Genomic DNA, 27,000 nt, shown 5'->3' on the forward strand with positions numbered 1-27,000 from the left:
TATGCAACTAATTTATAGATTGTTAAGAACTTCAAATATGATGCTTTTTTTTTAAAGCGACAAATAAATTAGCAAATTTCAATAATTATTAGCTACAAAACAGCTTAAAATAAGGTATTTTTGTAATTCATTTTATTTGATATATGAAGACAGATCTTTCTACTATAAATCCAAAACATAATATTATAATTAAAGGAGCTAAACTCCATAATTTAAAGAATATAGACGTAGTAATACCCCGAAATAAATTGGTTGTAATTACAGGTCTTTCTGGTTCTGGAAAATCTTCATTAGCCTTTGATACTTTGTATGCCGAAGGGCAAAGACGGTATGTAGAAAGTTTAAGTTCTTATGCTCGTCAATTTTTAGGTAAATTAGACAAGCCAAAAGTAGATTATATCAAAGGGATTGCCCCAGCAATTGCCATTGAGCAGAAAGTAAACTCAACCAACCCAAGATCTACTGTAGGAACAAGTACAGAGATTTACGATTATATTAAGTTATTATATGCAAGAATTGGGGTTACCTACTCACCTATTTCTGGCAGAAAAGTAAAAAAAGATACCATTACAGATGTTGTAAATTTTGTTAAAGAATTTAAAGACAATACAAAATTACTTCTTTTATCACCTGTCAATATAGATGAAAACAGAGATTTAAAAACAGTTTTACAAGTTTTAGAACAGCAAGGATATGCTAGATTAAAATGGAAAGATACTGTTTATAAGATAACCGATTTTCCTCAAGAAGAATTTCAAAAAGAACCTTTGTATTTGGTAGTTGATAGAGTTATTACTAAAAATGATGAAGATTTTTACAATCGATTAGCAGATGCCATTCAGACAGCATTTTTTGAAGGAAAAGGAGTTTGTTTTATTGAAAACTTAGCTACAAGTAAGGTGTCAGAATTTAGTAACAAATTTGATTTAGATGGTCTTAGTTTTTTAGAGCCTAACACACATTTATTTAGTTTTAACAATCCTTATGGAGCTTGCCCAACTTGTGAAGGATATGGTAATGTTGTTGGTATTGATAAAGATCTAGTAATACCAAATACTGGGTTGTCTATTTTCGAAGACTGTATTTTTCCTTTTAAAACGCCATCTTACTCACATTATAAAGAACAATTAATAGCAGTTGCTTATCAATTTGATATTCCTGTTCATAAACCTTGGTTTCAATTAACAGACGAACAAAAAGAGTTAGTATGGCAAGGAAATAAATCGTTTAAAGGTATTCAACACTTCTTTAACACATTAGAAGAAAAAAGTTATAAAATTCAAAACCGAGTTATGCTTTCGAGATATCGAGGCAAAACCAAATGTACTTCTTGTAATGGCAATCGATTAAGACATGAAACCAATTTTGTTAAAATAAATAATAAAACTATTTCAGACTTAGTAGCGCTTCCATTAGATGAATTGTCTGTTTTTTTTAATACTATTGAATTAAATGTTTACGAAGAAAAAATTGGCAAGCGTTTATTGACAGAAATTATAAATCGATTACAGTTTTTAACAGATGTTGGTCTATCTTACTTAACTATAAACAGAACTTCTAATACCTTATCAGGCGGAGAAAGTCAACGAATTAATTTAGCAACATCTTTAGGGAGTTCTTTAGTTGGTTCTATGTATATTTTAGATGAGCCTAGTATTGGTTTGCATCCAAAAGACACAGAAAAACTAATAAAAGTATTAAAAGACTTAAGAAATTTAGGGAATACAGTTGTAGTAGTTGAGCATGACGAAGACATCATGAAACAGGCCGACTACATTATAGATATCGGACCAGAAGCTGGTTCTTTTGGAGGAAATGTAGTTGCAGAAGGCACCTATAAAGATTTATTAGCCTCTAGCTCTTTAACCGCTAAATATCTTAATGAAGAGCTAAAAATAGAGGTGCCTAAAAAACGTAGAGTATCAAAAAACAGCATAGAAATAATTGGTGCCAAAGAACATAATTTACAAAATATAGACGTCACTTTCCCTTTAAACTGCTTAACTGTCATTACAGGTGTTTCTGGTTCAGGTAAAAGCACCTTAGTTAAAAATATTTTATACCCTAGCTTGCAAAAAAATCTTTTTGGTTATGGAGACAGAATAGGACAACATACTGATATAAAAGGAGATTTTAGCACCTTAAAGCATGTAGAATTTATAGATCAAAACCCAATTGGTAGATCATCTAGATCAAACCCAGTTACGTATATAAAAGCATACGATGATATTAGGGCATTGTTTTCTAATGAAAAATTATCGAAAATTAGAAATTACAAACCCAAACACTTCTCTTTTAATGTAGAAGGTGGCCGATGTGAGGTATGTAAAGGTGAAGGAGAAGTAACCATAGAAATGCAGTTTATGGCAGATGTTCATTTAGAATGTGATGCATGTAACGGAAAACGATTTAAAAAAGAAGTTTTAGAAATTACTTTTGCAGACAAATCTATTGATGCTATTTTAAACCTTACAATTGATGATGCAGTAACATTTTTTTCTGAAAATTTAGCTACTAAAATTGCTCAGAAATTAAAGCCGCTTCAAGATGTTGGTTTGGGCTATGTAAAATTGGGGCAGTCATCCTCTACCCTTTCTGGTGGCGAGGCACAAAGAATTAAATTGGCTTCATTTCTAGTAAAAGGAAACACAAAGGACAAAGCGTTGTTTATATTTGATGAACCTACAACCGGCTTACATTTTCATGATATTAAAAAATTATTGAGATCGTTTAATGCTTTGATAGAAAAAGGACATTCTATCATTGTAATAGAGCATAATATTGATCTTATTAAATGTGCCGATTATATTATTGACCTTGGTTTAGAGGGCGGTAAAAATGGTGGAAGACTTATTTTTCAAGGATCGCCACAAGATTTAGCTAAAAACAAAGAATCATACACTTCAAAATTTTTAGCAGAAAAGCTATAATTTTTTTAAAAAAAAATAGTAAAAAATAAAAAATGTTAAAAATTTATTAAAATTTATGTTCAATTGTAGTTTTTTATTGATATCTTTAGTAAAACCTTAATAAAGAAAATTAAAAAACGTTTAATTTTACCCTCCTTCTAAAGATCCCCCTTCTTTAATGCTTAATGAAGTAGCAGTGTATAAAGCTCATTATAATTAAAAAGTATGGATACTGATATTAAAATTTTAATAGTTGAAGACAATGTTATCATTGCCGATGATCTACAACTAACCCTCGAAGACTTAGGTTACACTGTTTTAGACAGTGTTATTTCTTATGAAAAAGCCATAGAGTATTTAGATAATAACAGTGTAGATTTAGTGCTTTTAGATATAAGTCTTGCTACAAAAAAAACAGGAATTGATGTAGCTCAATATATCAACGAAAAAATTAAAATTCCGTTTATATTTATTACTTCAAACTCTGATTCTAAAACAATAAAAGAAGCCAGTAAAACAAAGCCAAATGCTTACTTAGTAAAACCGTTTGATAAAAAAAACATTCATGCTTCTATAGAACTCGCAGTTACAAATCATAACACTAAAGAAACTAGTAATTCTATTATTAAAGACAATTTATTTGTAAAAAAGAACAATTTATATCATAAGATTTCTATTAATAATATTGCTTATGTTAAGGCAGATAACGTTTATTTAGAAATATATTCTGCAGAAAATAAAAAATATATTTTAAGATCAACTTTAAAAAGTTTCTTTCTTAAACTTCCTGATAATTTTCATAAATGCCACAAATCTTACATTATAAACCTAGATCATGTAATGGCATTTAATGCAAGACAAGTTGTTGTAAACAACACCAAAATACCTGTTTCTGAAGAGTTTAAAACATTTTTGAAAAACTTTATAACTAAATAATTTTAAAATGAAATATTTAATACACTTAGTTTTATTTTTAAATTTAAGTGTATTTTATGGGCAACAAGAAAATTATAAGCTTTTTAAATACAAGAAACTTTTAACGGATGTTAATTATTTTCAAAAAGAAGAATTATTTAAAAGGATAGATCAATTAAAAAGTAATAACACAAACGATTGGATTGCTTTTTTTGAAAAGGAAAGAGAAAATAAAAAAGATTTTATTACTCAAGAGTATATTTTACAAACAATTATTATTGACTTACACAAAACTTCTGGCGATATTATTAAAGCAAATGATATAGCCTTAAATTATTACTATTCAAGTTTAGATAAGTTAGAAAAAAAGGATCTTTGTGATTTATTGGTTAATATTGAAAAAAACTGCATTGTACTAAACCAGACAATAAATCTTATTCTAATAAACAAAGAAAAATTAAAAGTTTGCAAACCAGAACAAGTAGATTTTTACAACATTTATACTAAATTAGATTTACATGATTCTGCGTTAGAAAGTTATCGAAATAAATACAAAAAAGATTTAGAAGACAATACCAACAATATTAAAAAAGGCATGCACTATAACAATATTGGTGTATTTTTTAAGAGAGACTTAAATATAGATTCTGCCTTATATTACTTTAACAAGTCATTACATATTGTTGACGATGTTATTGCCAAAACCCAAAAAAATAATCTAAATCTTAGAAACTATTATTATTGCAAAGGAATGATACAAGGTAATTTAGGTGATTGCTATCTAAGTTTAGAAAAATACAACCTAGCTATAGATCAATTTAAAGCAGAAGCTAAAGCTGCAAAAATTTATTACAAAAATATCTTTTGGTTTGGAGAAAATAAGTTTTATGAAAATATGGCAATTGCTCATATCAAAATAAAAAAACAAAAAGAAGCTGATATTTATATAAACCTATTAAAAAAGGATAAAGTTGTTTATAATAAGCTTAAGTATGTATACTTCGAGAGCCTTAAAAAGTATGATTCGGCAAATTACTATTCTCTAAAATACATCAAACAAAAAGATTCACTTAGAGATACAAACATCAAACAAAATAATAAAAGCATTGTTAAAATTTTAGATTTTATAGATGATGTTGTAGAACAGAGAAAAATAATTCAAAATATTAATAATCAAAACAACTCTAAAGAAATTAAGATTAAAGTAATCTACTTTATAGCGGTAGCTCTTTTAATTATTGTTTTGATATTAAGCTTTTTATTTATAAAATTAAGTAAACAAAAGAAAATAATTTCAAAGCAAAACAAAGCAATAAAAAACACCTTATCAGAAAAAAATATTCTTCTTAGTGAACTTCATCATCGTGTAAAAAATAATTTACAAATTATGAGTAGTATTTTAAACTTACAGTTAAGTAAATTACAAAGTGCAGATTTAAAAGAGGTTTTTCAATACAGTATAAATAGAATAAATGTACTATCAAGAGTACAAAGTAAATTATTAGCAAATGAAAGTTTGTCTAAAATTTCTTTAAGGAACTATGTTCTTAGTATTATTAATGAACTAAAAAGTGTTTATGAAACAATGGAAGAAATTAATTTTACTACTAAAATTGATCCTAACTTGTTCATTCACATAGATCAAACACAAACAATTGGTCTTATCACAAATGAACTTCTAACAAATTCTTTAAAACACGCATTTAAAAACAACTTTGAATGTAAAATTAAGATTGAAATACATAATAAAAAAAATGAAGTTTCTTATAAGTATTCTGATAATGGAAAAGGGTTTGACATTCTTAGTATTAAAAAAACATCTTCTATTGGTTTAAGTCTAATTTTTAAGCTTATTAAACAATTAGATACTGTCGGTGAATTGGTAAACAATAATGGTATGCAAATTTCTTTTACTTTTAAAAATAAATTAAAACTGTAAAAAGAAGTTTTACAACAAATATCAGGTACTTTACAACATTAGTAATTAAAATAAAGGGGCAATACATTAATTTTGAACAAGCAAAATATTTTAAAAGTTAATTTAGATTAATTGTTCCCCCAGCAGCGTTAGAATTCTTTACTGAATGAGCGCTGTTTTTTTTGTTTAAATAGTAACCTTAATAGCACAAAAAAAGCCTCTCTAAATAGAGAGGCTTTTACTTTCTGGGTGGAAGACGGGACTCGAACCCGCGACACTCGGTACCACAAACCGATACTCTAACCAACTGAGCTACAACCACCATGTAATTAACGGGTGCAAATATAATTCTTTTTTCTATTCTTGGAAAAGAAAAATTAAATTAATTTATCTAAATTTTTTACTGCAACATAACGTTCTGTAGTAAAGCCTTCTGCATAAGAAACTCCTATCAATCTCCCTAAATCTTTTGCCCTATACGCTATACTTTCTATAAAGTTTTTACTAGAAATAGGTGTTTCTGGTTCATTACTTGTTGGATCAAAAAATTGAGAAGCATAGGCTTGTAAAGATTTTGTTTTAATTTCAATAAAATTAGAAACATCTACAACAAAGTCTGGCTCAATATTTTTCCATTGAATGTAATGATATACATTTTTGGGTCTCCATTTTTCTTGTTGCTTCCCTTCTACTTCAGTTTCAATTTTTAATAATCCACTTAAAAAGCAAGCATCAGAAACTAATTTACTACCCTTTGAATGATCTATATGTCTGTCATCTATTGCGTTGCATAATACAATATCTGGCTGGTATTTTCTTATCAACTTGATAACTTCTAATTGATGCTTTTTATCATTTACAAAAAAACCATCTGCAAAACCTAAGTTTTCTCGAACAGAGATTCCTAAAATATTAGCAGCGTTATTAGCTTCTACATCTCTAATAGCTGCAGATCCTCTTGTGCCCAATTCTCCTCTTGTTAAATCTACAACACCCACTTTCTTTCCTAAAGAAATTTCTTTTGCAATGGTTGCGCCACAGCCTAATTCTACATCATCTGGATGTGCCCCAAAAGCTAAAATATCTAATTTCATGATCTTTATTTAAATAATTATTTATGCCTTCAATAAAATAATAATTAAAAACTTTAAAGTAAAATTAAAGCTTAATTTATCAAAAGTATTAAAAATGCTAATTTAAGAATTCCTAACGCAAAACGATCAAAAATTAATACCTTCGTAAAATGATGTCAGTCTTAATTATTGGTAGTGGAAATGTTGGTATGCATTTGTATAGCGCTTTACTTGAAACAAAAAATATTATTGTTACTCAAATAAGCTCTAGAAATATTAGTAAAGTACCTAATGCAGATGTAACAATTATTGCCGTTTCAGACAATGCTATTGCAGAGGTTTCTGCTAAAATAACCAATTCATTTGTTGTTCATACCTCTGGTGCATGTGCTATTAACGAACTACAAAACAATTCTAGTAAAGGAGTATTTTATATGCTACAAACTTTTACGAAAGATAAAAAAGTTGCATTTTCTGAGGTTCCTTTTTGTCTTGAAGCAGAAACAACTGAGAATTATAAATTATTAAAAAAACTAGCAAATTCTTTAGGTGAAAATATATATCCTATAAACTCTAAACAAAGAAAAGCACTTCATTTGGCTGCTGTATTTGTTAATAATTTTACAAACCATATGTATAAAATTGGGAATGATATCTGTGAAAATAATCAAATACCTTTTAATATTTTACACCCTTTGATAAAAGAAACTTCAGAAAAAATTACCACTCTTACCCCGAGAAAGGCACAAACAGGACCAGCAATAAGAAAAGATAGCAATACGATAAAAGAACATTTATCTTTGTTAAATAATAAAGAACAAGAAATTTATAAATTACTTACAAAATCGATCCAGAATGGAAATTAGTTATAAGCAGTTATTACCACAAATAAACACTTTTATTTTTGATGTAGACGGTGTATTAACCAACGGAATGCTAACCATTATGCCAGATGGTGAATTGGTAAGACACATGAACGTTAAAGATGGCTATGCCATGAAAAATGCTTTAAATAAAGGCTATCGTGTTTGCATTATTTCTGGAGGCACTAATGAAGGTGTAAAAACACGTTTGGCAGCTTTAGGGATAGAAGACATCTATTTAGGTGCGCACAATAAAATTGAACAGTATAGAGAACTGGTAAAAAAATATGATTTAAAACAAGAAAATGTTTTATATATGGGAGATGATGTTCCTGATTATCCTGTAATGAAATTAGTAGGTTTGTCTACATGCCCCAATGATGCCGTTAGAGAAATTAAAAATGTATCTAAATATATTTCTGATAAAAAAGGCGGAGAAGGTTGTGTTAGAGACGTAATTGAACAAGTATTACGTGTTCAAGAAAAATGGGATGAAAATTTTGATGCTTCACTATAAATTATAACTAAAAACAATAATTATGAAAAAAATTGCTCTTACAAGTTTACTTATCGTATTAACTTCAATTATTAATGCACAATCAATATTTGGTAAGTGGAACTCTATCAATGAAGAAACAAATGAAATTGACTCGGTGGTAGAAGTTTATGAAGAAAGTGGAAAAGCGTACGCCAAAATAATTGAAATTAAAGATTTTAATGCTAAAGATGCTATTTGTGATCTTTGTGAAGGTGATAATAAAAATGCACCAATTCTTGGTTTAAATATTTTAACGGGGTTAGAAAAAAATGATGAAGAATGGTCTGGTGGAAGTATTTTAGATCCTAGAAATGGAAAAGTGTATAAATGCTACATTAAGCTTGTTAATAAAGACAAACTTAAGATTAGAGGTTACATAGGTATTTCTCTGATAGGAAAAACAGCTTATTGGGAACGTGTAAAATAAATTAAAAAAAAATGAGCTTATTGCTCATTTTTTTTTCGATTATAACTCGTTTTACTTTTTAAAACTTCTGTATCTGATGCCTCTTCTCCATCTAGATAAAAATTCCATTTACCAACTCTTTTTCCATTATTATAATTCCCAGACTCTTTTAAATTTCCATTTAATTCAAAATATTTAGCCAATCCATGCGGAACACCTTTATGGTATGTAATTTCCTCTATCAAAACACCATCACTAGAAAACTTACTAGCAATATCTTCTAACAATCCATTCTCATAAGTAGAAAAAGATGTTATTTTACCATCAGGATAGTAAACTAAATGATTGCCGTGTAGCTTTCCATTTTCATTGTAATTTTCTTCAGACATTAGAGTTCCATCCGGATAAAAATATTTCCAATTTCCTACTCTTGATCTTTTATTTAAAATACCTTCTGTTTTAATTTGTCCTTTTAAAGTAAAAAACTGGACAAATAGAGAGTCTGAATTGTCAAAAAAAGTTTTAATAGCAACTGGATGCTCTGATGATGTAATATCATAAAATTTAAAAACACCTATTTCTTTTCCTTCTTTAAATTGCCCTGTATATCGTATTCTTTTGTTCGGATGGTACTTTTTCCAAACACCGGTTCTTTGTTTGTTTTTGTCATATCGATTTATATTTTGTGCATCGATTTTTTGAGCAACAAAAAAACAGACAAAGAAGGAAAATAAAAAAGTTACTTTTTTTATGTGTATCATTGTGATAGCTTTTTAAACAAATATACAATAATGCTTTTTTAATAGTAATGTTAAACAGAGATACCCTTTTTGTAATTCATCAACTAGAAAACCTAGGAACCGCTGGCATCGAAAATAGACAAAGAGTTGCCAATATCATTTTAGCTAACAAAATGCTATTTAAAGAATTGGTAACAATTACTTTTTTTGTTGATGATAAAATATCTATTAAAGCCGCTTGGATTTTAGAGTGGATTTGTACACATCATCATTTAAATTGGCTTTCTCCGCATTTAAAAGAGTTTTCTAAAAATATTGCAACTTTACAGTTTGATAGCGCTATACGACCTTGTGCAAAAATTTGCGAACATATTGCAACTGCTTATTTTAGCAAAGAAGATTCAGAAATTAAAAACAATCTTACAGAAACGGATATCAATGCCATTGTTAATACAGGTTTCGATTGGTTAATAACTCCTCAAAAAATAGCTGTAAGAGCTTACACAATGAATGTCTTATATTTATTTGGACAAGTACAAAAATGGATTCATCCAGAATTAAAATACTTAATTGCAACCAAAATAATACACGAAAGCAAGGGTTGTAAAGCAAGAGGCTCTCAAATTTTAAAATTGATCGATAAGTGATTGTTTAGTTTATGATTTAGCTCATAAACCAACCGGTAAACAACTCTTAATTTTGAAGAAATTTTAAAATCAAAGAGATGAATATTTTAGCATTTGAAACGAACAAAACAGCACGAAAAAAAAGTAGTTATTCTATTTTTTCCTACATCAACAATAAAATTATTTTAGAAAAAGAAAATGCCATTGGTATTACAATTATTTTAATAATGGTAGGCACTATGATTGCTTCTTTAACAGCTGCAATGGCAGTACAAAGCAACTTTTCTTTACCTATCTTAATGGCGGCAACTATAACTGCAATGGCTGCAAATGTAACAGCTATTAGCCAACAATCCTTTCAAACAATTGTTTGGGTTTTTCTTGCAAATATATTTATTAATAGTAGTCTGTTGGTGTATCAAATTATTTTGATAAGCCTCTAGCTTCAAAAATTCTTAGAAAGAGCATAAAACCAATATTTTTTGCTCTTTCTTTTGCTAAAATGGCTTTTTCTCCTGTAAATAAAGCATCAACAGTTACAATCCATAGTTCTAGCCACTTACCAAAATGCACTTGTGTTATTTGGTTGTTAAATTTTACATCTAAGTTTTTATGAGCTGCTATTGGGTTTCCTTTAAATCTTTTTACAAACAATAAATTTGTTTCCCAAAAATCTGTTATTTTAATCAAATGCGTATCCCAAGATTCTTCTGGAATTGTTTCTGTAAAAAAAGCACCAATTACAGGATCTATTTTAACCTTGTCATAAAAAGTGGTAACTAATAAATGTATGTCTTCTCTTGTTTTAATTTCTTTGTGTATCATTCTCAACATTTAAGATGTAAAAATATATCTTTGAAAAAAGAAACAACATGACTTCAATCATAAGTATACCAAAAACAATACTACTCAATTTTGGTGCATTAAAAAAACAGTTTCTTAAAAATGAGCTCATTTTTAAAGAGCACACAACAGCAAATTATTTTTACTGTATTGAAAGCGGCATGGTAAAAATGAATAATTTTAATGATGATGGTAAAGAATTTATTCAGGGTATTTTTTATGAAGGGCAAAGTTTTGGCGAACCTCCTTTATTCATCAACACAACATACCCAGCCAATGCTATTGCAATTACCGATGTAACTTTACTTGTGCTATCAAAAAATAAATTATTCGACCTGTTGCAACAAAATCAAGATATTCATCTTATGATTACAACAAATTTGGCTAAAAGATTGCATTACAAAGCCATTATTGCATCCGAAATATCTAGCCAAGAACCAGAACATCGCATTCTACGTTATTTTGATTATCTAAAGAAAGAAAACAATTCTAATACAACTAAATTTAGCTATAAAATTAACCATACTCGCCAGCAAATTGCAGATATTTTAGGTTTAAGAGTAGAGACCGTTATCAGAGGAATTAAAAATTTAGAAAAAAATAAAGAACTTCAAATTATTAAAAGAAAAGTTTTTAGATAAAACCTTAGAATTACATTTAGTTCTTTTTATTTTTGCAGTTAACAATACAACAAACCATGAGCTTATCAAAATTAAATGCTATATCTCCTATCGACGGAAGGTATAGAGGTAAAATATCAAAATTAGCAAACTTTTTTTCTGAAGAAGCGTTGATAAAATATAGAGTGCACGTAGAAATTGAATATTTTATTGCACTCTGTGAAATTCCGTTGCCACAATTGGCAAATTTTGATGCTAATTTATTTGATGAATTGCGTAAAATTTACACTCATTTTACTGCTGAAGATGCTCAAAAAATAAAAGAAATAGAAAGCATTACAAATCATGATGTAAAGGCTGTAGAATATTTTATAAAAGAAAAATTTGATACTTTAGGCTTACAAATTTATAAAGAGTTTATTCATTTCGGATTGACTTCACAAGACATTAACAACACGGCAATACCACTTTCTATAAAAGACGCGATGCATGCTGTGTATGTGCCAAATTACCTAGAACTTTTAAACAAACTAGAAGCACTTGTCATCGAATGGGAAGATATTTCTATGTTGGCAAGAACACATGGGCAACCTGCTTCTCCTACAAGATTAGGAAAAGAAATAAATGTTTATGTTACAAGATTAAAAGAACAATTTAATTTGTTGAATGATGTGCCAAGTGCTGCAAAATTTGGAGGTGCAACAGGTAATTTTAATGCTCACAAAGTTGCTTATCCGAATATTGATTGGAAAGAGTTCGGAACAAAGTTTGTGCAAGAAAAGTTAGGCTTACACCACTCTTTTCCTACCACACAAATTGAACATTACGATCATATGGCAGCTTTGTTTGATGGTCTAAAAAGAATAAACAACATTGTTTTAGATTTAGATAGAGATTTCTGGACCTATGTTTCTATGGATTATTTTAAACAAAAAATAAAGGCTGGCGAAGTAGGTTCTTCTGCAATGCCACACAAAGTAAACCCGATAGATTTTGAAAACTCTGAAGGTAATTTAGGCTTGGCAAATGCCATTTTCGAACATCTTTCTGCAAAATTACCAATATCTCGTTTGCAAAGAGATTTAACAGATAGTACTGTATTGCGTAACGTTGGTGTACCTTTCGGACATACAATCATCGCCTTTACTTCTACCTTAAAAGGATTGAATAAATTGCTACTAAACAAAGAAAAGTTTGCTCAAGATTTAGAAAATAATTGGGCCGTTGTGGCAGAAGCTATTCAAACTATTTTAAGAAGAGAAGCATATCCAAATCCGTATGAAGCTCTTAAAGGACTTACAAGAACTAATGAGAAAATAAATCAGCTATCGATAGCTAATTTTATAGATACGCTAGAAGTATCATCAACAATAAAAGAAGAATTAAAAGCAATTACACCTTCTAATTACACAGGTATTTAGTTTTTAGCAACAAAAAAATAAGATATGTATTTTAAGTTTCAAAATAACACGTTTAAAAGTGTATCACTCTACTTTGTTTCCTTTTTAATATTTGTGGTTTTAGGTTTTTCTTGTAGTTCAGAAAAACCAAATGCAGACCGTTTTAAAGAAGGTGTTTTTGAAATACCTGCTGGCAAAGGGTACAGCAAAACTACTATTGTAAGAAAAGATAGTTTGCAAATAGAAACTTACGAAAAAATTATAAGCATTTCTAATGACAGTGTTGTAACTGAAAAAAAAATGCAGAGAATTGATACTTTGTATATTAAATGGAAAAACAATTTCTTCTATTCTTTAAAGATGAAATCTCCTAAAAAACAATTAGACAAAGATGCCATTTATGTACAAATTACAAAAGTAACTGACAGCTCTTATGATTTTTCTGCAAAAGTTGGCTTTAGTAATTTTAAAACTGATGGAATACTCTATAAAATAAAGTAATATGGAAATATTTGCACATGTAGACACCTGGGTAGCCTTGTTAACACTTACCTTTTTAGAGATAATTTTAGGTATAGATAATATTATATTCATCTCTATTTCTGCCAATAAACTACCAGAAAATCAGGTAAGAAAAGCAACTCTTTTAGGCTTGGCATTGGCAATGATTACTAGAATACTACTACTTTTTAGTGTGTCTTATTTAATTGCTTTAAAAGACCCATTTTTAACAATAGATTTAGAATGGTTTCATACAGGTTTAACTGGACAAAGCATTATCTTGTTTTTAGGTGGTTTGTTCTTAATCTATAAAAGCACCAAAGAAATTCGTCATAAAGTAGATACTACAAATGATGTAGATGTACTAAAAACGCCCAAAGTAATTTCTTTTACAAACGTAATCGTTCAAATTATATTAATAGATATTGTTTTTTCTTTTGATAGTATTTTAACAGCTGTCGGTATGACGAACGGTGTTGAAGGTGCTTTAACGATCATGGTAATTGCCGTAATTGTTTCTATTGTTATTATGATGATTTTTTCGAAACCAATTAGTCTTTTTGTAAACAGAAACCCTACCATACAAATGTTGGCTTTGTCATTTTTAATATTAATTGGGTTTATGCTTATTACAGAAGGAGCGCATTTATCGCACACAGAAATATTTAACAAATCTGTAGGTACTATTCCAAAAGGATATTTGTACTTTGCCATTGCGTTTTCTTTAGGCGTAGAAATGCTGAATTTAAAAATCAGAAAAAAGAAATAATATCAAAAAAATAAACAAACATATAAGTATTGTATTGCTGGCACTTTTTATAATGCCACTATTAATGTTGTCTTTGCATGCATTTAGCAATCATGAACATGGTGTTGTTTGTATATCTAAGGTAGAAAAGCATTTGCATGAAAAAGAGGTAGATTGTAATCTTCATCTGTTAAAGCAAAACGAAACTTTTTTACCGAACAACACGTTTGAAATACAAGAAATTAGTGTTTACAACACAGAAGTTTTTGAAACGTATGTTTACTTAAAACAACACCCACACTTATCTTATTCTTTAAGAGGACCACCAGTAACAATTTAAATTAAGTAGTTCTAAATTTAAATTTTTACTAAAGACAAAATGACAAAACTTTTTCTTTGTTGTGCATTTTTGTGTACTTTTTGTACACTAACAATAGCGCAAGATTGCAACTATACTTTTACGGGTAAAGTTACAGACTTTCATGACAATTCATCTATTATAGGTGCTTCTTTGCATATAGAAAATTCAAACAAATATACCGCAACCGATACATCTGGTAATTTTAAGTTCGAAAATTTATGTGAAGGAAAATACAGTGTAGAAATTAAACACGTTGCCTGTGATACAAAACGAATTACCATTAACATTGTAAAAAATAGTTACAAAGAAATTTATTTAGAACATCACTTAAACGAATTGAATGAAGTGATTGTAAAAACAAACACTAAAACCGAAAAAACAAGTGTAGAGCAAGTCTTAAAAAAAGATATTATCGATAATTTTACAGATAAATCTATAGGAGACGCATTGAATACTTTAAGTGGCGTATCATCCTTAAATACAGGAAATACTATTGTAAAACCTATGATACATGGGTTGCATAGCAGCCGTCTTTTAATTATAAATAATAATGTTAGAATGTTTGACCAAGAATGGGGAGACGAACATGCACCAAATATAGACATTAATGCTAGCAATAGAATTACAGTTGTAAAAGGGGCAAATACATTAAAGTTTGGAAGCGATGCTATTGGCGGTTTAATTTTAATTAAACCAAAAAAGTACGCGATAAAAGATAGTATTTTTGGGAGTACAATAACCTCTTTTAACACAAATGGTTTGGGTGGCAATATCAATTCTGAAATTGTAAAAACATATGCCTCTGGTTTCTTCGGAAAATTTCAGTTAAATTACAAGCAATTGGGCGATTTTAATACGCCAAATTACAACTTAACCAATACAGGATTAAAAAATAGTAATGCATCATTTACTACAGGTTACAACAGCTATCAAAAAGGATTTACTTTTTTTTATAGTTATGTAGATAATGAAATTGGTATTTTACAATCTTCTCATATTGGTAATGTAAATGATTTGGTAAACGCCATCAATAACAAAGAGCCTAGTGTTAAAGAAAAGTTTTCTTATGCGATTGATGTACCGAAACAAAAAATTGTACATCATTTAGCGAAACTAGAAGCATATAAACGTTTTAAAGGATTAGGTAAACTTTCTGTTCAATACGATTTTCAGATTAATAGAAGACAAGAATTCGATCTAAGAAGAGGCGACAGAAAAAACACACCTGTTATCGACTTAAGATTGTTTACAAACTCTTTGCAAACAGATCTAGAAATAGATGCTTTTAGTGATTTTAAAATACATACCGGAGCCTTGATTAGGTATCAGCAAAACAATGCCATATCTGGAACTGGGACCAGTCCTTTAATTCCTGATTTTGATAAATATGATGCTGGTATATATGTAGTTGCCAACTACAATTTAAATGATACAAGTGAGTTGAGCGCAGGCATACGATATGATTTTTCTAAAATTGATGCAAGAAAAAGCTATGCTGTTAGTGAATGGCAAGAAACCTACAATTATGACGAACTGTTTCCTGAATTTGAAACTGGCAACATAGAAGGTACTACCATTTTTACAAATCCGAATTTTGTTTTTCACAATACATCTGCTAGTTTGGGGTATTCTAAAGTCTTTGAAAACAATATGTCTTTATTTGTAAATTATGGTTTGGCATCAAGAATACCAAATCCGTCTGAATTATTTAGCAGTGGCTTACACCACTCTGCAGCCAGAATAGAAACAGGATTACTGAATTTAGACAAAGAGATTGCAAATAAATTTATAGTTTCTTTAGAAAAAAACAACGAACACTTTGGTTTTACAATCAGCCCGTATTTTAAGAGCATTCAGGGCTTCATTCAATTAATTCCTGTAGGAATAACCACCACAATAAGAGGTGCTTTTCCTGTTTGGGAATACCAACAAACGAATGCTCAAATTTTTGGAGTCGATATTGATGTCAACAAAAAAGTTACAGAAAAAATTAGTTATCAAGGTACTATCAGTTTGCTAAAAGGTACAAATTTAAAGGAACATACTCCTTTAATTCATATGCCTTCTACAAACTTTAACAATAGTATTACTTATAGAAATGTAGCTTTAAAGCAACTAACAATTCGTTTAGAAAACAGAACTGTTTTACAACAAAATCAATATCCAGATTATAATTTTAACACCTTTAATGCTATTCAACAAAAAGATGTTTTTGTAGATATTAGCACAACACCACCAGGTTATTCGCTTTTTAATTTTTCTTCTTCGGCAGTTTTTAAACCGTTTAAAAAAGGAGATTTAAAATTAGAATTTAATATAGACAATCTATTGAATGTTTCTTACAGAGAAAACTTAAATAGGCTTCGATATTTTGCGGATGAATTGGGTAGAAATTTCAATATAAAACTAAAAATAAATTATTAATACTTATGAATACTTTAAACACAAACGCCCTAAAAACAATTAAACTAATTGCATTATTTTTTATAGCAACACTAACCATAACAAGCTGTTCAGACGATGACTATGACCACGATCATGACCATGAAGAAGAGTTAATTACAACTGTTACCTATACACTAGCCAATGGAAACGATGTAGTAACTTTAAAATTTACAGATTTAACTGGCGAGAGTACAGATGATGCAACTTACGAAGTTTCTGGACCTTTAATGGCAAATACGACCTATACAGGTGTTCTTAAATTAGAAAACGAAACAGAATCTCCTGCAGAAGACATTACAGAAGAAATTAAAGCTGAGGATGATGAGCATGAATTTTTCTATGCATCTTCTGTTACAGGTTTGTCTATTAACAAAACAGACACAGATGGTAATGGTAATCCTGTTGGAATTGAAACTTCTTTAACAACTGGTGCTGCAGGTTCTGGTAGTATTACAATTATTTTAAAGCATGAACCAAGCAAACCAAATGGCGGAACTTCTGCAAACGCAGGTGGAAGTACAGATCTAGAAGTAACTTTTACTATTTCTGTGCAATAATTTAAATTTGCTAAACAAAAAGTGCTGAGAAATCAGCACTTTTTTTGTTTGCAAAAAATTTTACTTCATAATTTTAATGAACATGTTTTGTTTTTTTAATTTTACTTAAAGTAATAAAAGCAGCAAGAAAGAAAATTGCTAATGCTAATACACTAGATTGTATAGAAATTATAGAATTTAAAAAACCAAAAGTAACCATCCCAACAACCAAAGCAATTTTCTCTGTTACATCAAAAAAGCTAAAATAAGAAGCTGTATCTTTTGTTTCTGGTAATAATTTAGAATAAGTAGAACGCGCTAGAGATTGAATTGCTCCCATAACAAGACCTATTAAAGCTCCTAAAACATAAAAATAGAGTTCTATATTCGGTGTTTCTTTTGTTAAATTAAAACCTATAAAACAAACCAATCCCCAAATAGCAATTGTAATTTTTAATGTTTTAATATTTCCAATTTTATTTGAGAGTCTAGAAAAAAGATATGCACCTAAAATACCTACAAATTGTACAAGTAAAATGGTTGCTATTAAATTTAAAGTTGCCAATCCTAAAATGGTTCCAAAAATGCCTGCCATCAAAATAATTGTCTGTACACCAATACTTAAGAAAAAGAATGCAATTAAAAATATTTTAAGTTCTCTGTATGCAAATAACTCTAGGGCAACTAATTTTAGTTCTTTAATTCCTTTGGTAAAATAATTGTCTTTTGGCAAAGCTTTTATTTCTTCATTGGGTAATTTAGCATACGTAAACTGCGCAAAACCTAACCACCATAAGCCAACTAATAGAAATGATAATTGAGAACCAAACTGTTTATTGTAATAACCAAAAACGCTAGTTTCTATTAAAATTAAACAAAAAAGCAACAATATGATAGAACCTAAATACCCTAACATAAATCCTTTTGCACTAACATTGTCTTGTTGCTCTGGAAACGCAACTTCGGGTAAATAGGCATTGTAAAAAACGATGCTTCCCCAAAACCCAATACTTGCTAAAATTGTGAATAAAATTCCTACCCAAAGAGTTTCTTTACTTGTAAAAAAAAACAAACACATCACCGAAAGTGATCCTAACAAGCAAAAACCTTTTAAAAACTTCTTTTTATTACCAGCATAATCTGCAATACCAGATAACATTGGCGATATTAATGCAACTATTAAAAAAGAACATGCCAAAGCATAATTGTACAGCGTAGTTGGTGTCCATAAAGTGCCCAGAAAAGCAATTTTACCATCAAGGTTTGCAAACCCTTCAGACATTGTTAGACCTGCATAATATATTGGAAAAATTGCCGTACTAATTACTAATGAATATACAGAATTTGCCCAATCATAAAAAGCCCAAGCATTGATTAATTTTTTATCTCCTATTTTTAACATTGTATAAATAAAAACCGCTCAAATTAATTTTTGAACGGTTAAATATAGGAAAAGTATTTCTTTGTTAGTTTTTTTATTTACTACTACCTTTTGTATTGTAGGTTAACGCATATTTCTTAGCCGTTGGTAAATAATTCTTTAAATCTTGAATTCTAGACTCATTTGTTGGGTGTGTGCTTAAAATTGCAGGCTGAGAGCTTCCACCAGATTTCTGGCTCATTCTTACCCAAACTTCAGCGGCTTCTGCCCCATCATAACCAGCCATTATCATAAAAACCAACCCTAAACGGTCTGCTTCTTGTTCATGAACTCTACTAAATTTTAACATTCCTAAACCAGAACCAATTCCAAAGGCGGTATTCCAAATTTGCTGTGTTTTTGGATCTTTGGTAGAAGTACCTAATGCGACTGCTAAACCACCTATTTGCTGCATTTGTCCTTGAGACATTCGTTCTTGACCATGTTTTGCAAATGCATGCGCAACCTCATGCCCCATTACCGCTGCTACTCCATCTTCATTATCACAAATAGGCATAATTCCAGTATAAAATACAACCTTACCACCAGGCATACACCAAGCGTTTACTGTTTTATCTTCTATTAAATTAAATTCCCATTTGTAAGAATTTGCTTCAGCTGTCATATTATTTGCTCTCATAAAACGATCTACTGCCTCAGAAATATTTTTACCAACCGTTTTTATTTGCGTAGTCATTTTAACATTCGTAGAAACATTATTTTCTTCTAGAAAGCCTTTGTATTGTGCAAAACTTGCTGGTAATACTTTACTATCACTTACAAAATTTACACGCTTTCTACCTGAAATTGGCACTGTACTACAAGAAATTAAAAATAAAACGGATAGACCTAGAAGAATGTTCTTTTTCATAAAATATATTTTTATTGATGTACTAATTTCGACACATAATCTGTTATTTGTCACTTTTAAAAGAATTTTAACAGTTACTAAATTTACAAATTATATCTTTAAATTATTAATATTCAAAAAAAAATGATGAAATATAAATTCCTTTTTATTGCCTTAATTCTATTTATCAATTGCAGTAAAGCTCAAAATTCTAATCAGAAACAGAAAAAATATACTGTTATAAAAACTGCAGAAGAATGGCAAAATCAACTAACAGAATTGCAATATTATGTTTTACGAGAATCGGGAACAGAAAGAGCATTTACAAGTCCACTTAATAAAAATTACAAGAAAGGTATTTATGCATGTGCCGCGTGTAAAACTCCGCTTTATAAATCTGAACATAAATATGATTCTGGATCTGGTTGGCCTTCTTTTGATAGAGCAATTGAAAAAAATATTGAACTAGATACAGATTATAAAATTGGCTACCAAAGAACAGAATTAAAGTGCAATACTTGTGGTAGTCATTTAGGGCATTCCTTTGATGATGGGCCTTCTGATACAACAGGTAAACGCCATTGTATTAATGGAGCTGCATTGTCTTTTATTGCAAAATAGAAATAGGGTATAATAATTTATTTACCATTCCTTTTTTAAGTAATCATTCTTAAGCTTTAAAGATTATGTATTCATAAAAAAACCTACATATTTGTTAACAAATCGTCTCTAATTATTATATTTGTGTTTCCTAAAAAAGAAGACAAATTATGTTTAATAATTTAAGCGAAAAATTAGATAAAGCCTTACACACCTTAAAAGGGCATGGTAAAATTACAGAGGTTAATGTAGCGGAAACTTTAAAAGAAGTTAGAAGAGCATTATTAGACGCCGATGTAAACTTTAAAATAGCCAAAGAATTTACAAAAAGGGTACAAACAAAAGCCATTGGTCAAGATGTTTTAACAACTTTAAACCCAGGGCAATTAATGGTTAAATTAGTTAAAGATGAATTGACTGATTTAATGGGTGGTGAAACTGTTGGGGTAAACCTTACCGGATCTCCAACGGTAATTTTAATGTCTGGTTTACAAGGTTCTGGTAAAACTACTTTTTCGGGTAAATTAGCAAATTATCTTAAAGATAAAAAAGCAAAACAAGTACTTTTAGTTGGTTGTGATGTTTACAGACCAGCCGCTATTAATCAGTTACAAGTTGTCGGAGAGCAAATTGGTGTAGAAGTATATGCTGAAGTTGGCAATAACAATCCTGTAGAAATTTCTGTAAATGCAATACAACATGCAAAAGCTAATGGTAAAAATGTAGTTATTATTGATACTGCTGGTCGTTTGGCTGTAGATCAAGAAATGATGACAGAAATAGCGAATATTCACAAAGCCATTACTCCACAAGAAACCTTGTTTGTAGTAGATTCTATGACGGGGCAAGATGCTGTAAATACTGCTAAGTCGTTTAATGATATTTTAAATTTTGATGGTGTAGTATTAACCAAATTAGATGGTGATACTCGAGGTGGTGCCGCGTTATCAATTAAATCTGTGGTAGACAAACCAATAAAATTTATTGGTACAGGAGAAAAAATGGATGCGATTGATGTATTTCATCCAGATCGTATGGCAGATCGTATTTTAGGAATGGGAGATGTTGTTTCTTTAGTTGAAAGAGCTCAAGATCAATACGATGAAAAAGAAGCCAGAAAATTACAGAAAAAAATAGCTAAAAATCAGTTTGGTTTTGATGACTTTTTAAATCAAATTCAGCAAATCAAGAAGATGGGAAGCATGAAAGACTTAGTAGGTATGATTCCTGGTGCTGGTAAAGCAATGAAAGATGTAGACATTGATGATGATGCTTTTAAAGGAATTGAAGCTATTATTCATTCGATGACTCCAACAGAAAGAACAAAACCAACTACAATAAATGCAAGTAGAAAGAAAAGAATTGCAAAAGGTTCTGGTACTAGCATACAAGAAGTAAATCAGTTGATGAAACAGTTCAATCAAATGAGTAAAATGATGAAGATGATGCAAGGTGGCGGCGGAAAAAAGATGATGCAAATGATGCAGGGAATGAAATAAGTAATTTAGTTTAAAAATATAACTTAAAATAACAAATTAAGTTCAACAACACAACACAAATGACATTATTAGACGGTAAAAAAACAGCTGCTGAAATTAAAGAAGAAATTGCTTTAGAAGTAAGAGAGTTAAAAGATAGAGGAAATAAAACACCACATTTAGCCGCTATAATTGTTGGTAATAATGGTGCCAGTATAACTTATGTAAACGCAAAAGTAAAAGCTTGCGAGCGTGTTGGATTTGAATCTACTTTAATAAGATTACCAGAAAACACTTCTGAAGAAGATTTATTAAATGAAATTGCAATACTAAATATTGATAAAGACATTGACGGTTTTATAGTACAATTACCACTACCAAAACACATTGATGAGCAAAAGATATTAATGGCAGTAGATCCTAACAAAGATGTTGATGGTTTTCACCCAACAAATGTTGGAAAAATGGCTTTAAATTTGCCAACTTTTATTTCTGCAACTCCATTTGGTATTTTAGAATTACTTGAAAGGTATCAAGTAGAAACTTCAGGAAAACATGTTGTTGTTTTAGGTAGAAGTCATATTGTAGGAAGCCCAATGAGTATTTTATTATCTCAAAAAAGAAAAGTTGGTAATGCTACAGTAACTATGTGTCATAGTAGAACAAAAAACTTAAAAGAAATAACTTTACAAGCAGATATTGTAATTGCAGCCATTGGAATACCAGAATTTTTAAAAGCAGATATGGTAAAAGACAATGTAACTGTAATAGATGTTGGTATTACTCGATTGGCAGACCCATCTAAGAAAAACGGATATAGACTAGTAGGTGATGTTGCTTTTAATGAAGTAGCCCAAAAATCTGATTTTATTACTCCTGTACCTGGTGGTGTAGGTCCAATGACAATTGCAATGCTTTTAAAAAACACCTTATTAGCTTGTCAAAGAAATAACTAAAAAATGCATCTAAGAACACTAAAAACTAACTTATCAGAATATTTTCAAATATTTATAGGTATTGTTTTAGCTAGTTTAGGATTGAAAGCATTTTTATTGCCAAATGGTTTTTTAGATGGTGGTGTAACTGGTATTGCCCTGTTGGTAAAAACTCAGGTATCAATAAACATATCTTTACTACTCGTTTTATTTAGCATTCCATTTTTAATTTTAGGATATTTTACTGTTTCAAAAAGAATCGTTATAAAATCGATAATAAGTATTGTAGGCTTAGCTATATTTATTCATTTCGAGAATTTTCAGACCATTACAAACGATAAATTATTAATTTCAATTTTTGGTGGTTTGCTCGTTGGTGCCGGTATTGGTATTGCAATTAGAAATGGTGCTGTTTTAGATGGTTCAGAAATTTTAGGAATTTATTTAAACGATAAGTTTGGTATTAGTATTGGTAAAATAGTGCTCCTTTTTAATATTATATTATTTGGTATTACCTCTTTTGTAATATCTTTAGAAGTTGCTTTATACTCTATTTTAACCTACATAATTACTGCGAAAGTTACCGATACTGTAATAGAGGGTTTCGAAGACTTTATTGGAATAACTATTGTTTCTAAAAAAAATGATCTTATTAAAAAGGCTATTTTAGAAGAATTAGGTGTTGGTTTAACCATTTACAAAGGCTCTTCTGGTTTTGGTAACAATGGTAAAATAGAAGATTTTGACATTATACATTCTATCATTAACAGAATTGATATTAAAAAAATGTATCGAGTTGTTCATTATATTGACAAAGAAGCTTTTATTGTAGAGTTTGATGTAAACAATATTAGAGGCGGTGTTTTAAGACATTATATCGATAAAAAAAAGAATCGGAAACTAGCTGTTTCTAAATCTAAAATTACAAAAAAAATATAAATTCTTGATATCTTAAATAAATAATAAATGGATTTTTTCTTAAAAGAAAATAGCAACTTTACTCCTTTTACCTTGCAGCATTTATTGGTTATTCTATTTTTTATTCTTGCTGGTACTTGTTTAATTTACTTCACAAAAAGACAAAAAATAAAAACACAGCATGAAATAGGAAATATCTTTGCTTTTTCGATTTCTTTCACTGTTATTTTCGGAACATTATTACACTACTACAAAGGCAATTTTAATTACAAAGAAGATTTACCTTTGCATTTATGTAGTTTTTTAGCACTTATAATTCCTGTTTTATCTGTTACTAGAAAGTATCTATACTACGAAATATTTTTGTTCTTAATTTTAGGTGGCACTATGCAATCTTTAATTACACCAGACGAATTAAACTTTTTAAATTTTCCTTTTTTTAGATATTGGTTTGTGCATGCTGGCCTTGTTATATTTATATTATTTGCAACATTTATATATAAAATGAAACCTACCTTAAAAACTGTTTTTAAGTCTTTTTTAGGTATGCAAGCATACATGCTACTAATGTTTGTGCTAAATTATTTTTTAGAATCTAACTATTTTTACACAAACAGAAAACCAGATGCCACCACTTTATTAGATGTTTTTGGCAATTGGCCTCAGTATGTTTTTGTAGTAGAATTAATTGTAATTCCGTATTTTTTAATATTATACCTACCGTTTTACTTGACAAGAAAAAGAGCTTAATCCTCTTCTCTATTTACCAAATCCATAGAAAAAGCAGGCAAACAAATTGCAATATATTCGCATTTATCTGCAAAAGGGTTCGAATATTGAACACGAGTATTTTTTTCTATTTTTATAGATTGTCCTGCTTCTAAGACAATGGTTTCTCCGTCTATTATAAACTGTTTTTTACCTTTGATAATATAAGTGTACTCATCGAATTCTGGCGTTTGGTAGGGTTCACTCCAACCTGCTGGTGCAAACATATGAGCAATACTTACCTCTTTATTGTTATTTGTAGCATTGCCAAAATGTTCTTCAATTAACTTACCGTCTGTTGTTGGTACAACAAATGGAGATTTTTGAATGGTATATTTTTTTTTCATCATAGTTGTTTTGCAAAAGCGATTGAAACGACATCCTTTTTTCTTTTTCTGAAAAAAGATACAGTGGAAAGCGCGGTTGTGCTTTTTTGCACAATTTGCCCTAGTTAAACCAAACGATAAAGGTTTTCATTTTAGCTAAATCAGGAATTTGCTCTTTTGTTACTTTTTGGGTATTAAATTCTTTTAACCCCAACTCTTCATTATCGATCGTAATTGTGCTGTTTAAATTATCTAAAAAGAGAGTTGCAGATGCAAATGTGCGCTCTATTTTATTAATTTGATTACTCGCATTAATTTCTGAATAATTAGAATTGATATTGATCCCTGTTTCTGTCTGAAAACGTGCGTCGTTAATTTCGATACTCTTGATGGTTGATGTAGAATCTAATTGTTCTTTTGGCAAAATAGTTAATAGCAACTTCCCTCCTTTTTCAAAAATATAGTATTGATCATCTTCTTGAAAATAATCATCGCCTTGTGCACCTTCACTTAAATTTTTAACAATAGAGTCGTTTTTAAAAATATTATTTAACTCTTGTATGGTTGTTTTCGTAGTAATATGACCAACTTTTCCTTTTTCAATTTTAAATTTACTGTTGCTGTTACAGCTACTTAAAATTGTAATAAATGCGAATGCTACAAATGGTACTATGCTCTTTTTAATCATACTTTTAGGTTTGCTCGTTTTATAAACGTTTAATTTAATTTTTATTTTAATACTTTTTTTAAGATTCCGAATGCTGCTCTAATAAACGTAGCACTTGTTAATACTTTTATTATTGGGTTTTGTCTGGTACTAGTTCTAGAAGTAGTTTTTGCCCTTTTTTCTTGGTTGTTTTCTTTGGCTTCTTGAGCTGCTTCGGTATTAATTTTTTCTATTTTTTTATTTAGCAATTCGTAAGCACTATCTCTATCTAAATTTTCGTGATATTTATAATACAGTCTAGAATTTTGTATCACATTTTTTAATTCTTCTTTTGATAAAATATCCATACGACTCATTGGCGCTCGCAACATTGTTCTTGCCAAAGGAGTCGGAATTCCTTTTTCATTTAAAACAGAAACAAATGCTTCTCCGATACCTAACTTTGTTAATACTTCTTTAGTATCGTAATAATCGGATATTGGATAATTTTCGGCTGCTAATTTAATTGCTTTTCTATCTTTTGCGGTAAAAGCTCTTAATGCATGCTGAATTTTAAGTCCCAATTGTGCTAAAATATCTTCTGGCACATCTTTTGGATTCTGTGTTACAAAATACAATCCTATTCCTTTAGAACGTATTAACTTTACAATACTTTCTATCTGATTTAATAAGGCTTTAGAGGCTTCTTCAAAAACCAAATGAGCTTCATCTATAAAAATAATTAACTCTGGCGAGTCGCTATCTCCCTGCTCTGGAAAAGTTTCATAAACTTCTGCTAACAACTGTAGCATAAACGTAGAAAACAACTTTGGTTTGTCTTGTATGTCTGTTAACCTTAATACAGAAATAATTCCGCGTCCGTTTTCATCTACGCGAGTTAAATCTTCAACATCAAAAGATTTTTCACCAAAAAACAAATCGCCTCCTTGTTGTTCTATCTCTATAATTTTACGGAGTATAGCTCCTGTAGAAGCGGTTGAAATTCGCCCATATTCATTTTGAATTTCTTCTTTACCTTCATTAGTTACAAAATGTAAGACTTTTTTAAAGTCTTTAATATCTAAAAGAGGTAATTTATTATCGTCGCAATATTTAAAAATAATAGCGACAATACCACTTTGTGTTTCCGATAAATCTAAAATTCTTGATAATAAAACTGGTCCAAATTCTGATACAGTAGCTCGCATTTTTGTGCCCTCTTGTTCAGAAATTGTAAGTACTTCTATCGGAAATTTCTTAGCATTAAAAGGCAACCCAATTTTAGCATGTCTTTCATCAATTTTTGGGTGTCCTGGGCTTGCTGCTGCTAAACCAGACAAATCTCCTTTAATATCCATTAACAAAACAGGCACTCCTTTTTCAGATAAATTTTCTGCTAAAACTTGTAATGTTTTGGTTTTTCCTGTACCGGTTGCTCCTGCAATTAAACCATGTCTGTTTAGTGTTTTTAAAGGTATTTTTACAATAGCGTCTGTAATGGTTTCTTCGCCTAACATTGCGGCTCCCAAAGCAATATAATCTCCTTTGGTTTTGTATCCTTGCTTAATATATTCTAAAAACACATCAGATTGATTCATAAATGGCTATTTTTTGATA

At 29.6% G+C, this 27,000-nt stretch carries 28 protein-coding genes and 1 tRNA gene; 20 read left to right on the top strand and 9 right to left on the bottom strand.

The genetic code is table 11. The features are described from left to right. The first annotated feature begins 143 nt into the window (after window positions 1-143). The 3 genes from uvrA (at window position 144) to Q0678_RS01695 (ending at window position 5,763) form a co-directional block, all read left to right on the top strand. Window positions 144-2,930: an excinuclease ABC subunit UvrA gene (gene uvrA / locus Q0678_RS01685; RefSeq protein ID WP_299052983.1), complete on the top strand. Its 2,787-nt coding sequence runs from the start codon at window positions 144-146 to the stop codon at window positions 2,928-2,930. Window positions 2,931-3,134: 204 nt separating this feature from the next. Then, window positions 3,135-3,845: a response regulator gene (locus tag Q0678_RS01690; RefSeq protein ID WP_299052984.1), complete on the top strand. Its 711-nt coding sequence runs from the start codon at window positions 3,135-3,137 to the stop codon at window positions 3,843-3,845. A 7-nt stretch (window positions 3,846-3,852) separates the two neighbouring features. Then, entirely contained in the window at window positions 3,853-5,763 is a 1,911-nt protein-coding gene (locus tag Q0678_RS01695; protein WP_299052985.1) for a sensor histidine kinase, read from the top strand. Between the two features lie 226 nt (window positions 5,764-5,989). Here Q0678_RS01695 and Q0678_RS01700 read toward each other — a convergent pair. Beyond that, a tRNA-His gene (locus tag Q0678_RS01700) sits at window positions 5,990-6,065 on the bottom strand. Between the two features lie 54 nt (window positions 6,066-6,119). Continuing rightward, complete coding sequence (gene bshB1, locus Q0678_RS01705; protein ID WP_299052987.1) at window positions 6,120-6,836, bottom strand: bacillithiol biosynthesis deacetylase BshB1; 717 nt, start codon at window positions 6,834-6,836, stop codon at window positions 6,120-6,122. Between the two features lie 149 nt (window positions 6,837-6,985). Here bshB1 and Q0678_RS01710 point away from each other — a divergent pair, with 149 nt between their 5' ends. From Q0678_RS01710 to Q0678_RS01720, 3 genes are read left to right on the top strand one after another with little or no spacing between them, the layout of a single operon-like run. Beyond that, complete coding sequence (locus Q0678_RS01710; protein ID WP_299052989.1) at window positions 6,986-7,681, top strand: Rossmann-like and DUF2520 domain-containing protein; 696 nt, start codon at window positions 6,986-6,988, stop codon at window positions 7,679-7,681. Continuing rightward, a complete protein-coding gene (locus tag Q0678_RS01715) occupies window positions 7,671-8,195 on the top strand; it encodes an HAD family hydrolase (protein WP_299052991.1) in 525 nt (174 codons plus the stop codon). Before Q0678_RS01710 ends, Q0678_RS01715 begins: the two co-directional genes overlap by 11 nt. Before the next feature lie 22 nt (window positions 8,196-8,217). Further along, complete coding sequence (locus tag Q0678_RS01720; protein WP_299052994.1) at window positions 8,218-8,643, top strand: DUF2147 domain-containing protein; 426 nt, start codon at window positions 8,218-8,220, stop codon at window positions 8,641-8,643. Between the two features lie 17 nt (window positions 8,644-8,660). Here Q0678_RS01720 and Q0678_RS01725 read toward each other — a convergent pair whose 3' ends face one another. Beyond that, entirely contained in the window at window positions 8,661-9,383 is a 723-nt protein-coding gene (locus Q0678_RS01725; protein ID WP_299052996.1) for a toxin-antitoxin system YwqK family antitoxin, read from the bottom strand. Between the two features lie 47 nt (window positions 9,384-9,430). Here Q0678_RS01725 and Q0678_RS01730 point away from each other — a divergent pair, with 47 nt between their 5' ends. Next, entirely contained in the window at window positions 9,431-10,009 is a 579-nt protein-coding gene (locus Q0678_RS01730; RefSeq protein ID WP_299052998.1) for an adenylosuccinate lyase, read from the top strand. 77 nt (window positions 10,010-10,086) lie between these two features. Beyond that, entirely contained in the window at window positions 10,087-10,431 is a 345-nt protein-coding gene (locus tag Q0678_RS01735; RefSeq protein ID WP_299053000.1) for a hypothetical protein, read from the top strand. Here the strand turns inward: Q0678_RS01735 and Q0678_RS01740 are convergent. Next, window positions 10,412-10,813 (bottom strand): group III truncated hemoglobin, encoded by a 402-nt coding sequence (locus tag Q0678_RS01740; RefSeq protein ID WP_299053003.1) that lies wholly within the window; start codon window positions 10,811-10,813, stop codon window positions 10,412-10,414. The two genes, Q0678_RS01735 and Q0678_RS01740, sit on opposite strands and share 20 nt — an antisense overlap. A 47-nt stretch (window positions 10,814-10,860) precedes the next feature. Between Q0678_RS01740 and Q0678_RS01745 the strand changes: the two genes are divergently transcribed. Genes Q0678_RS01745 through Q0678_RS01775 form a run of 7 tightly spaced genes read left to right on the top strand, consistent with a single transcriptional unit; the run spans window position 10,861 to window position 17,463 of the window. Then, window positions 10,861-11,472, top strand: a complete 612-nt coding sequence (locus Q0678_RS01745) for a Crp/Fnr family transcriptional regulator (protein WP_299053005.1) — start codon at window positions 10,861-10,863, stop codon at window positions 11,470-11,472. A gap of 56 nt (window positions 11,473-11,528) precedes the next feature. Beyond that, window positions 11,529-12,872: an adenylosuccinate lyase gene (gene purB / locus Q0678_RS01750; RefSeq protein ID WP_299053007.1), complete on the top strand. Its 1,344-nt coding sequence runs from the start codon at window positions 11,529-11,531 to the stop codon at window positions 12,870-12,872. A 24-nt stretch (window positions 12,873-12,896) separates the two neighbouring features. Beyond that, window positions 12,897-13,352, top strand: coding sequence for a hypothetical protein (locus Q0678_RS01755; protein WP_299053010.1), 456 nt, complete (start codon window positions 12,897-12,899; stop codon window positions 13,350-13,352). A 1-nt stretch (window position 13,353) separates the two neighbouring features. Continuing rightward, the gene (locus Q0678_RS01760) at window positions 13,354-14,121 is read left to right on the top strand and encodes a TerC family protein (RefSeq protein WP_299053014.1); all 768 of its coding nucleotides are present in this window, start codon (window positions 13,354-13,356) and stop codon (window positions 14,119-14,121) included. A 52-nt stretch (window positions 14,122-14,173) separates the two neighbouring features. After that, entirely contained in the window at window positions 14,174-14,440 is a 267-nt protein-coding gene (locus tag Q0678_RS01765; RefSeq protein WP_299053016.1) for a hypothetical protein, read from the top strand. A 39-nt stretch (window positions 14,441-14,479) separates the two neighbouring features. Continuing rightward, window positions 14,480-16,885: a TonB-dependent receptor gene (locus tag Q0678_RS01770; RefSeq protein WP_299053018.1), complete on the top strand. Its 2,406-nt coding sequence runs from the start codon at window positions 14,480-14,482 to the stop codon at window positions 16,883-16,885. A 5-nt stretch (window positions 16,886-16,890) separates the two neighbouring features. Then, window positions 16,891-17,463, top strand: a complete 573-nt coding sequence (locus Q0678_RS01775; RefSeq protein ID WP_299053021.1) for a type 1 periplasmic binding fold superfamily protein — start codon at window positions 16,891-16,893, stop codon at window positions 17,461-17,463. Window positions 17,464-17,536: 73 nt separating this feature from the next. Here the strand turns inward: Q0678_RS01775 and Q0678_RS01780 are convergent, their stop codons facing one another. Continuing rightward, entirely contained in the window at window positions 17,537-18,844 is a 1,308-nt protein-coding gene (locus Q0678_RS01780) for an MFS transporter (protein ID WP_299053022.1), read from the bottom strand. Window positions 18,845-18,917: 73 nt separating this feature from the next. Next, on the bottom strand, window positions 18,918-19,733 hold the full coding sequence (locus tag Q0678_RS01785; protein ID WP_299053025.1) for a M48 family metallopeptidase: 816 nt from the start codon (window positions 19,731-19,733) through the stop codon (window positions 18,918-18,920). 123 nt (window positions 19,734-19,856) lie between these two features. Here Q0678_RS01785 and msrB point away from each other — a divergent pair, with 123 nt between their 5' ends. From msrB to Q0678_RS01810, 5 genes are all read left to right on the top strand, one after another. After that, entirely contained in the window at window positions 19,857-20,333 is a 477-nt protein-coding gene (gene msrB, locus Q0678_RS01790) for a peptide-methionine (R)-S-oxide reductase MsrB (protein WP_299053027.1), read from the top strand. A 149-nt stretch (window positions 20,334-20,482) separates the two neighbouring features. Then, on the top strand, window positions 20,483-21,811 hold the full coding sequence (gene ffh / locus Q0678_RS01795) for a signal recognition particle protein (protein WP_299053029.1): 1,329 nt from the start codon (window positions 20,483-20,485) through the stop codon (window positions 21,809-21,811). Window positions 21,812-21,870: 59 nt separating this feature from the next. Beyond that, the gene (gene folD / locus Q0678_RS01800) at window positions 21,871-22,746 is read left to right on the top strand and encodes a bifunctional methylenetetrahydrofolate dehydrogenase/methenyltetrahydrofolate cyclohydrolase FolD (RefSeq protein ID WP_299053031.1); all 876 of its coding nucleotides are present in this window, start codon (window positions 21,871-21,873) and stop codon (window positions 22,744-22,746) included. A 3-nt stretch (window positions 22,747-22,749) separates the two neighbouring features. Further along, complete coding sequence (locus Q0678_RS01805) at window positions 22,750-23,664, top strand: YitT family protein (protein ID WP_299053034.1); 915 nt, start codon at window positions 22,750-22,752, stop codon at window positions 23,662-23,664. A 27-nt stretch (window positions 23,665-23,691) separates the two neighbouring features. After that, window positions 23,692-24,393 carry a TIGR02206 family membrane protein gene (locus Q0678_RS01810; RefSeq protein WP_299053036.1) on the top strand — a complete coding sequence of 234 codons (702 nt, stop codon included), beginning with the start codon at window positions 23,692-23,694 and terminating at the stop codon, window positions 24,391-24,393. On the opposite strand, the gene Q0678_RS01815 is transcribed toward Q0678_RS01810, so the two are convergent. The 3 genes from Q0678_RS01815 to Q0678_RS01825 all read right to left on the bottom strand — a co-directional run bounded on the left by Q0678_RS01815 (window position 24,390) and on the right by Q0678_RS01825 (window position 26,981). Further along, window positions 24,390-24,761 carry a cupin domain-containing protein gene (locus Q0678_RS01815; protein WP_299053039.1) on the bottom strand — a complete coding sequence of 124 codons (372 nt, stop codon included), beginning with the start codon at window positions 24,759-24,761 and terminating at the stop codon, window positions 24,390-24,392. The genes Q0678_RS01810 and Q0678_RS01815 overlap by 4 nt on opposite strands. 97 nt (window positions 24,762-24,858) lie before the next feature. Beyond that, complete coding sequence (locus Q0678_RS01820) at window positions 24,859-25,425, bottom strand: hypothetical protein (protein ID WP_299053042.1); 567 nt, start codon at window positions 25,423-25,425, stop codon at window positions 24,859-24,861. Between the two features lie 41 nt (window positions 25,426-25,466). Then, window positions 25,467-26,981, bottom strand: coding sequence for a helicase HerA-like domain-containing protein (locus Q0678_RS01825; protein WP_299053044.1), 1,515 nt, complete (start codon window positions 26,979-26,981; stop codon window positions 25,467-25,469). Between the last annotated feature and the right edge of the window lie 19 nt (window positions 26,982-27,000).

The sequence above is a fragment of the uncultured Polaribacter sp. genome, from assembly GCF_947497125.1.
GTDB lineage: Bacteria > Bacteroidota > Bacteroidia > Flavobacteriales > Flavobacteriaceae > Polaribacter.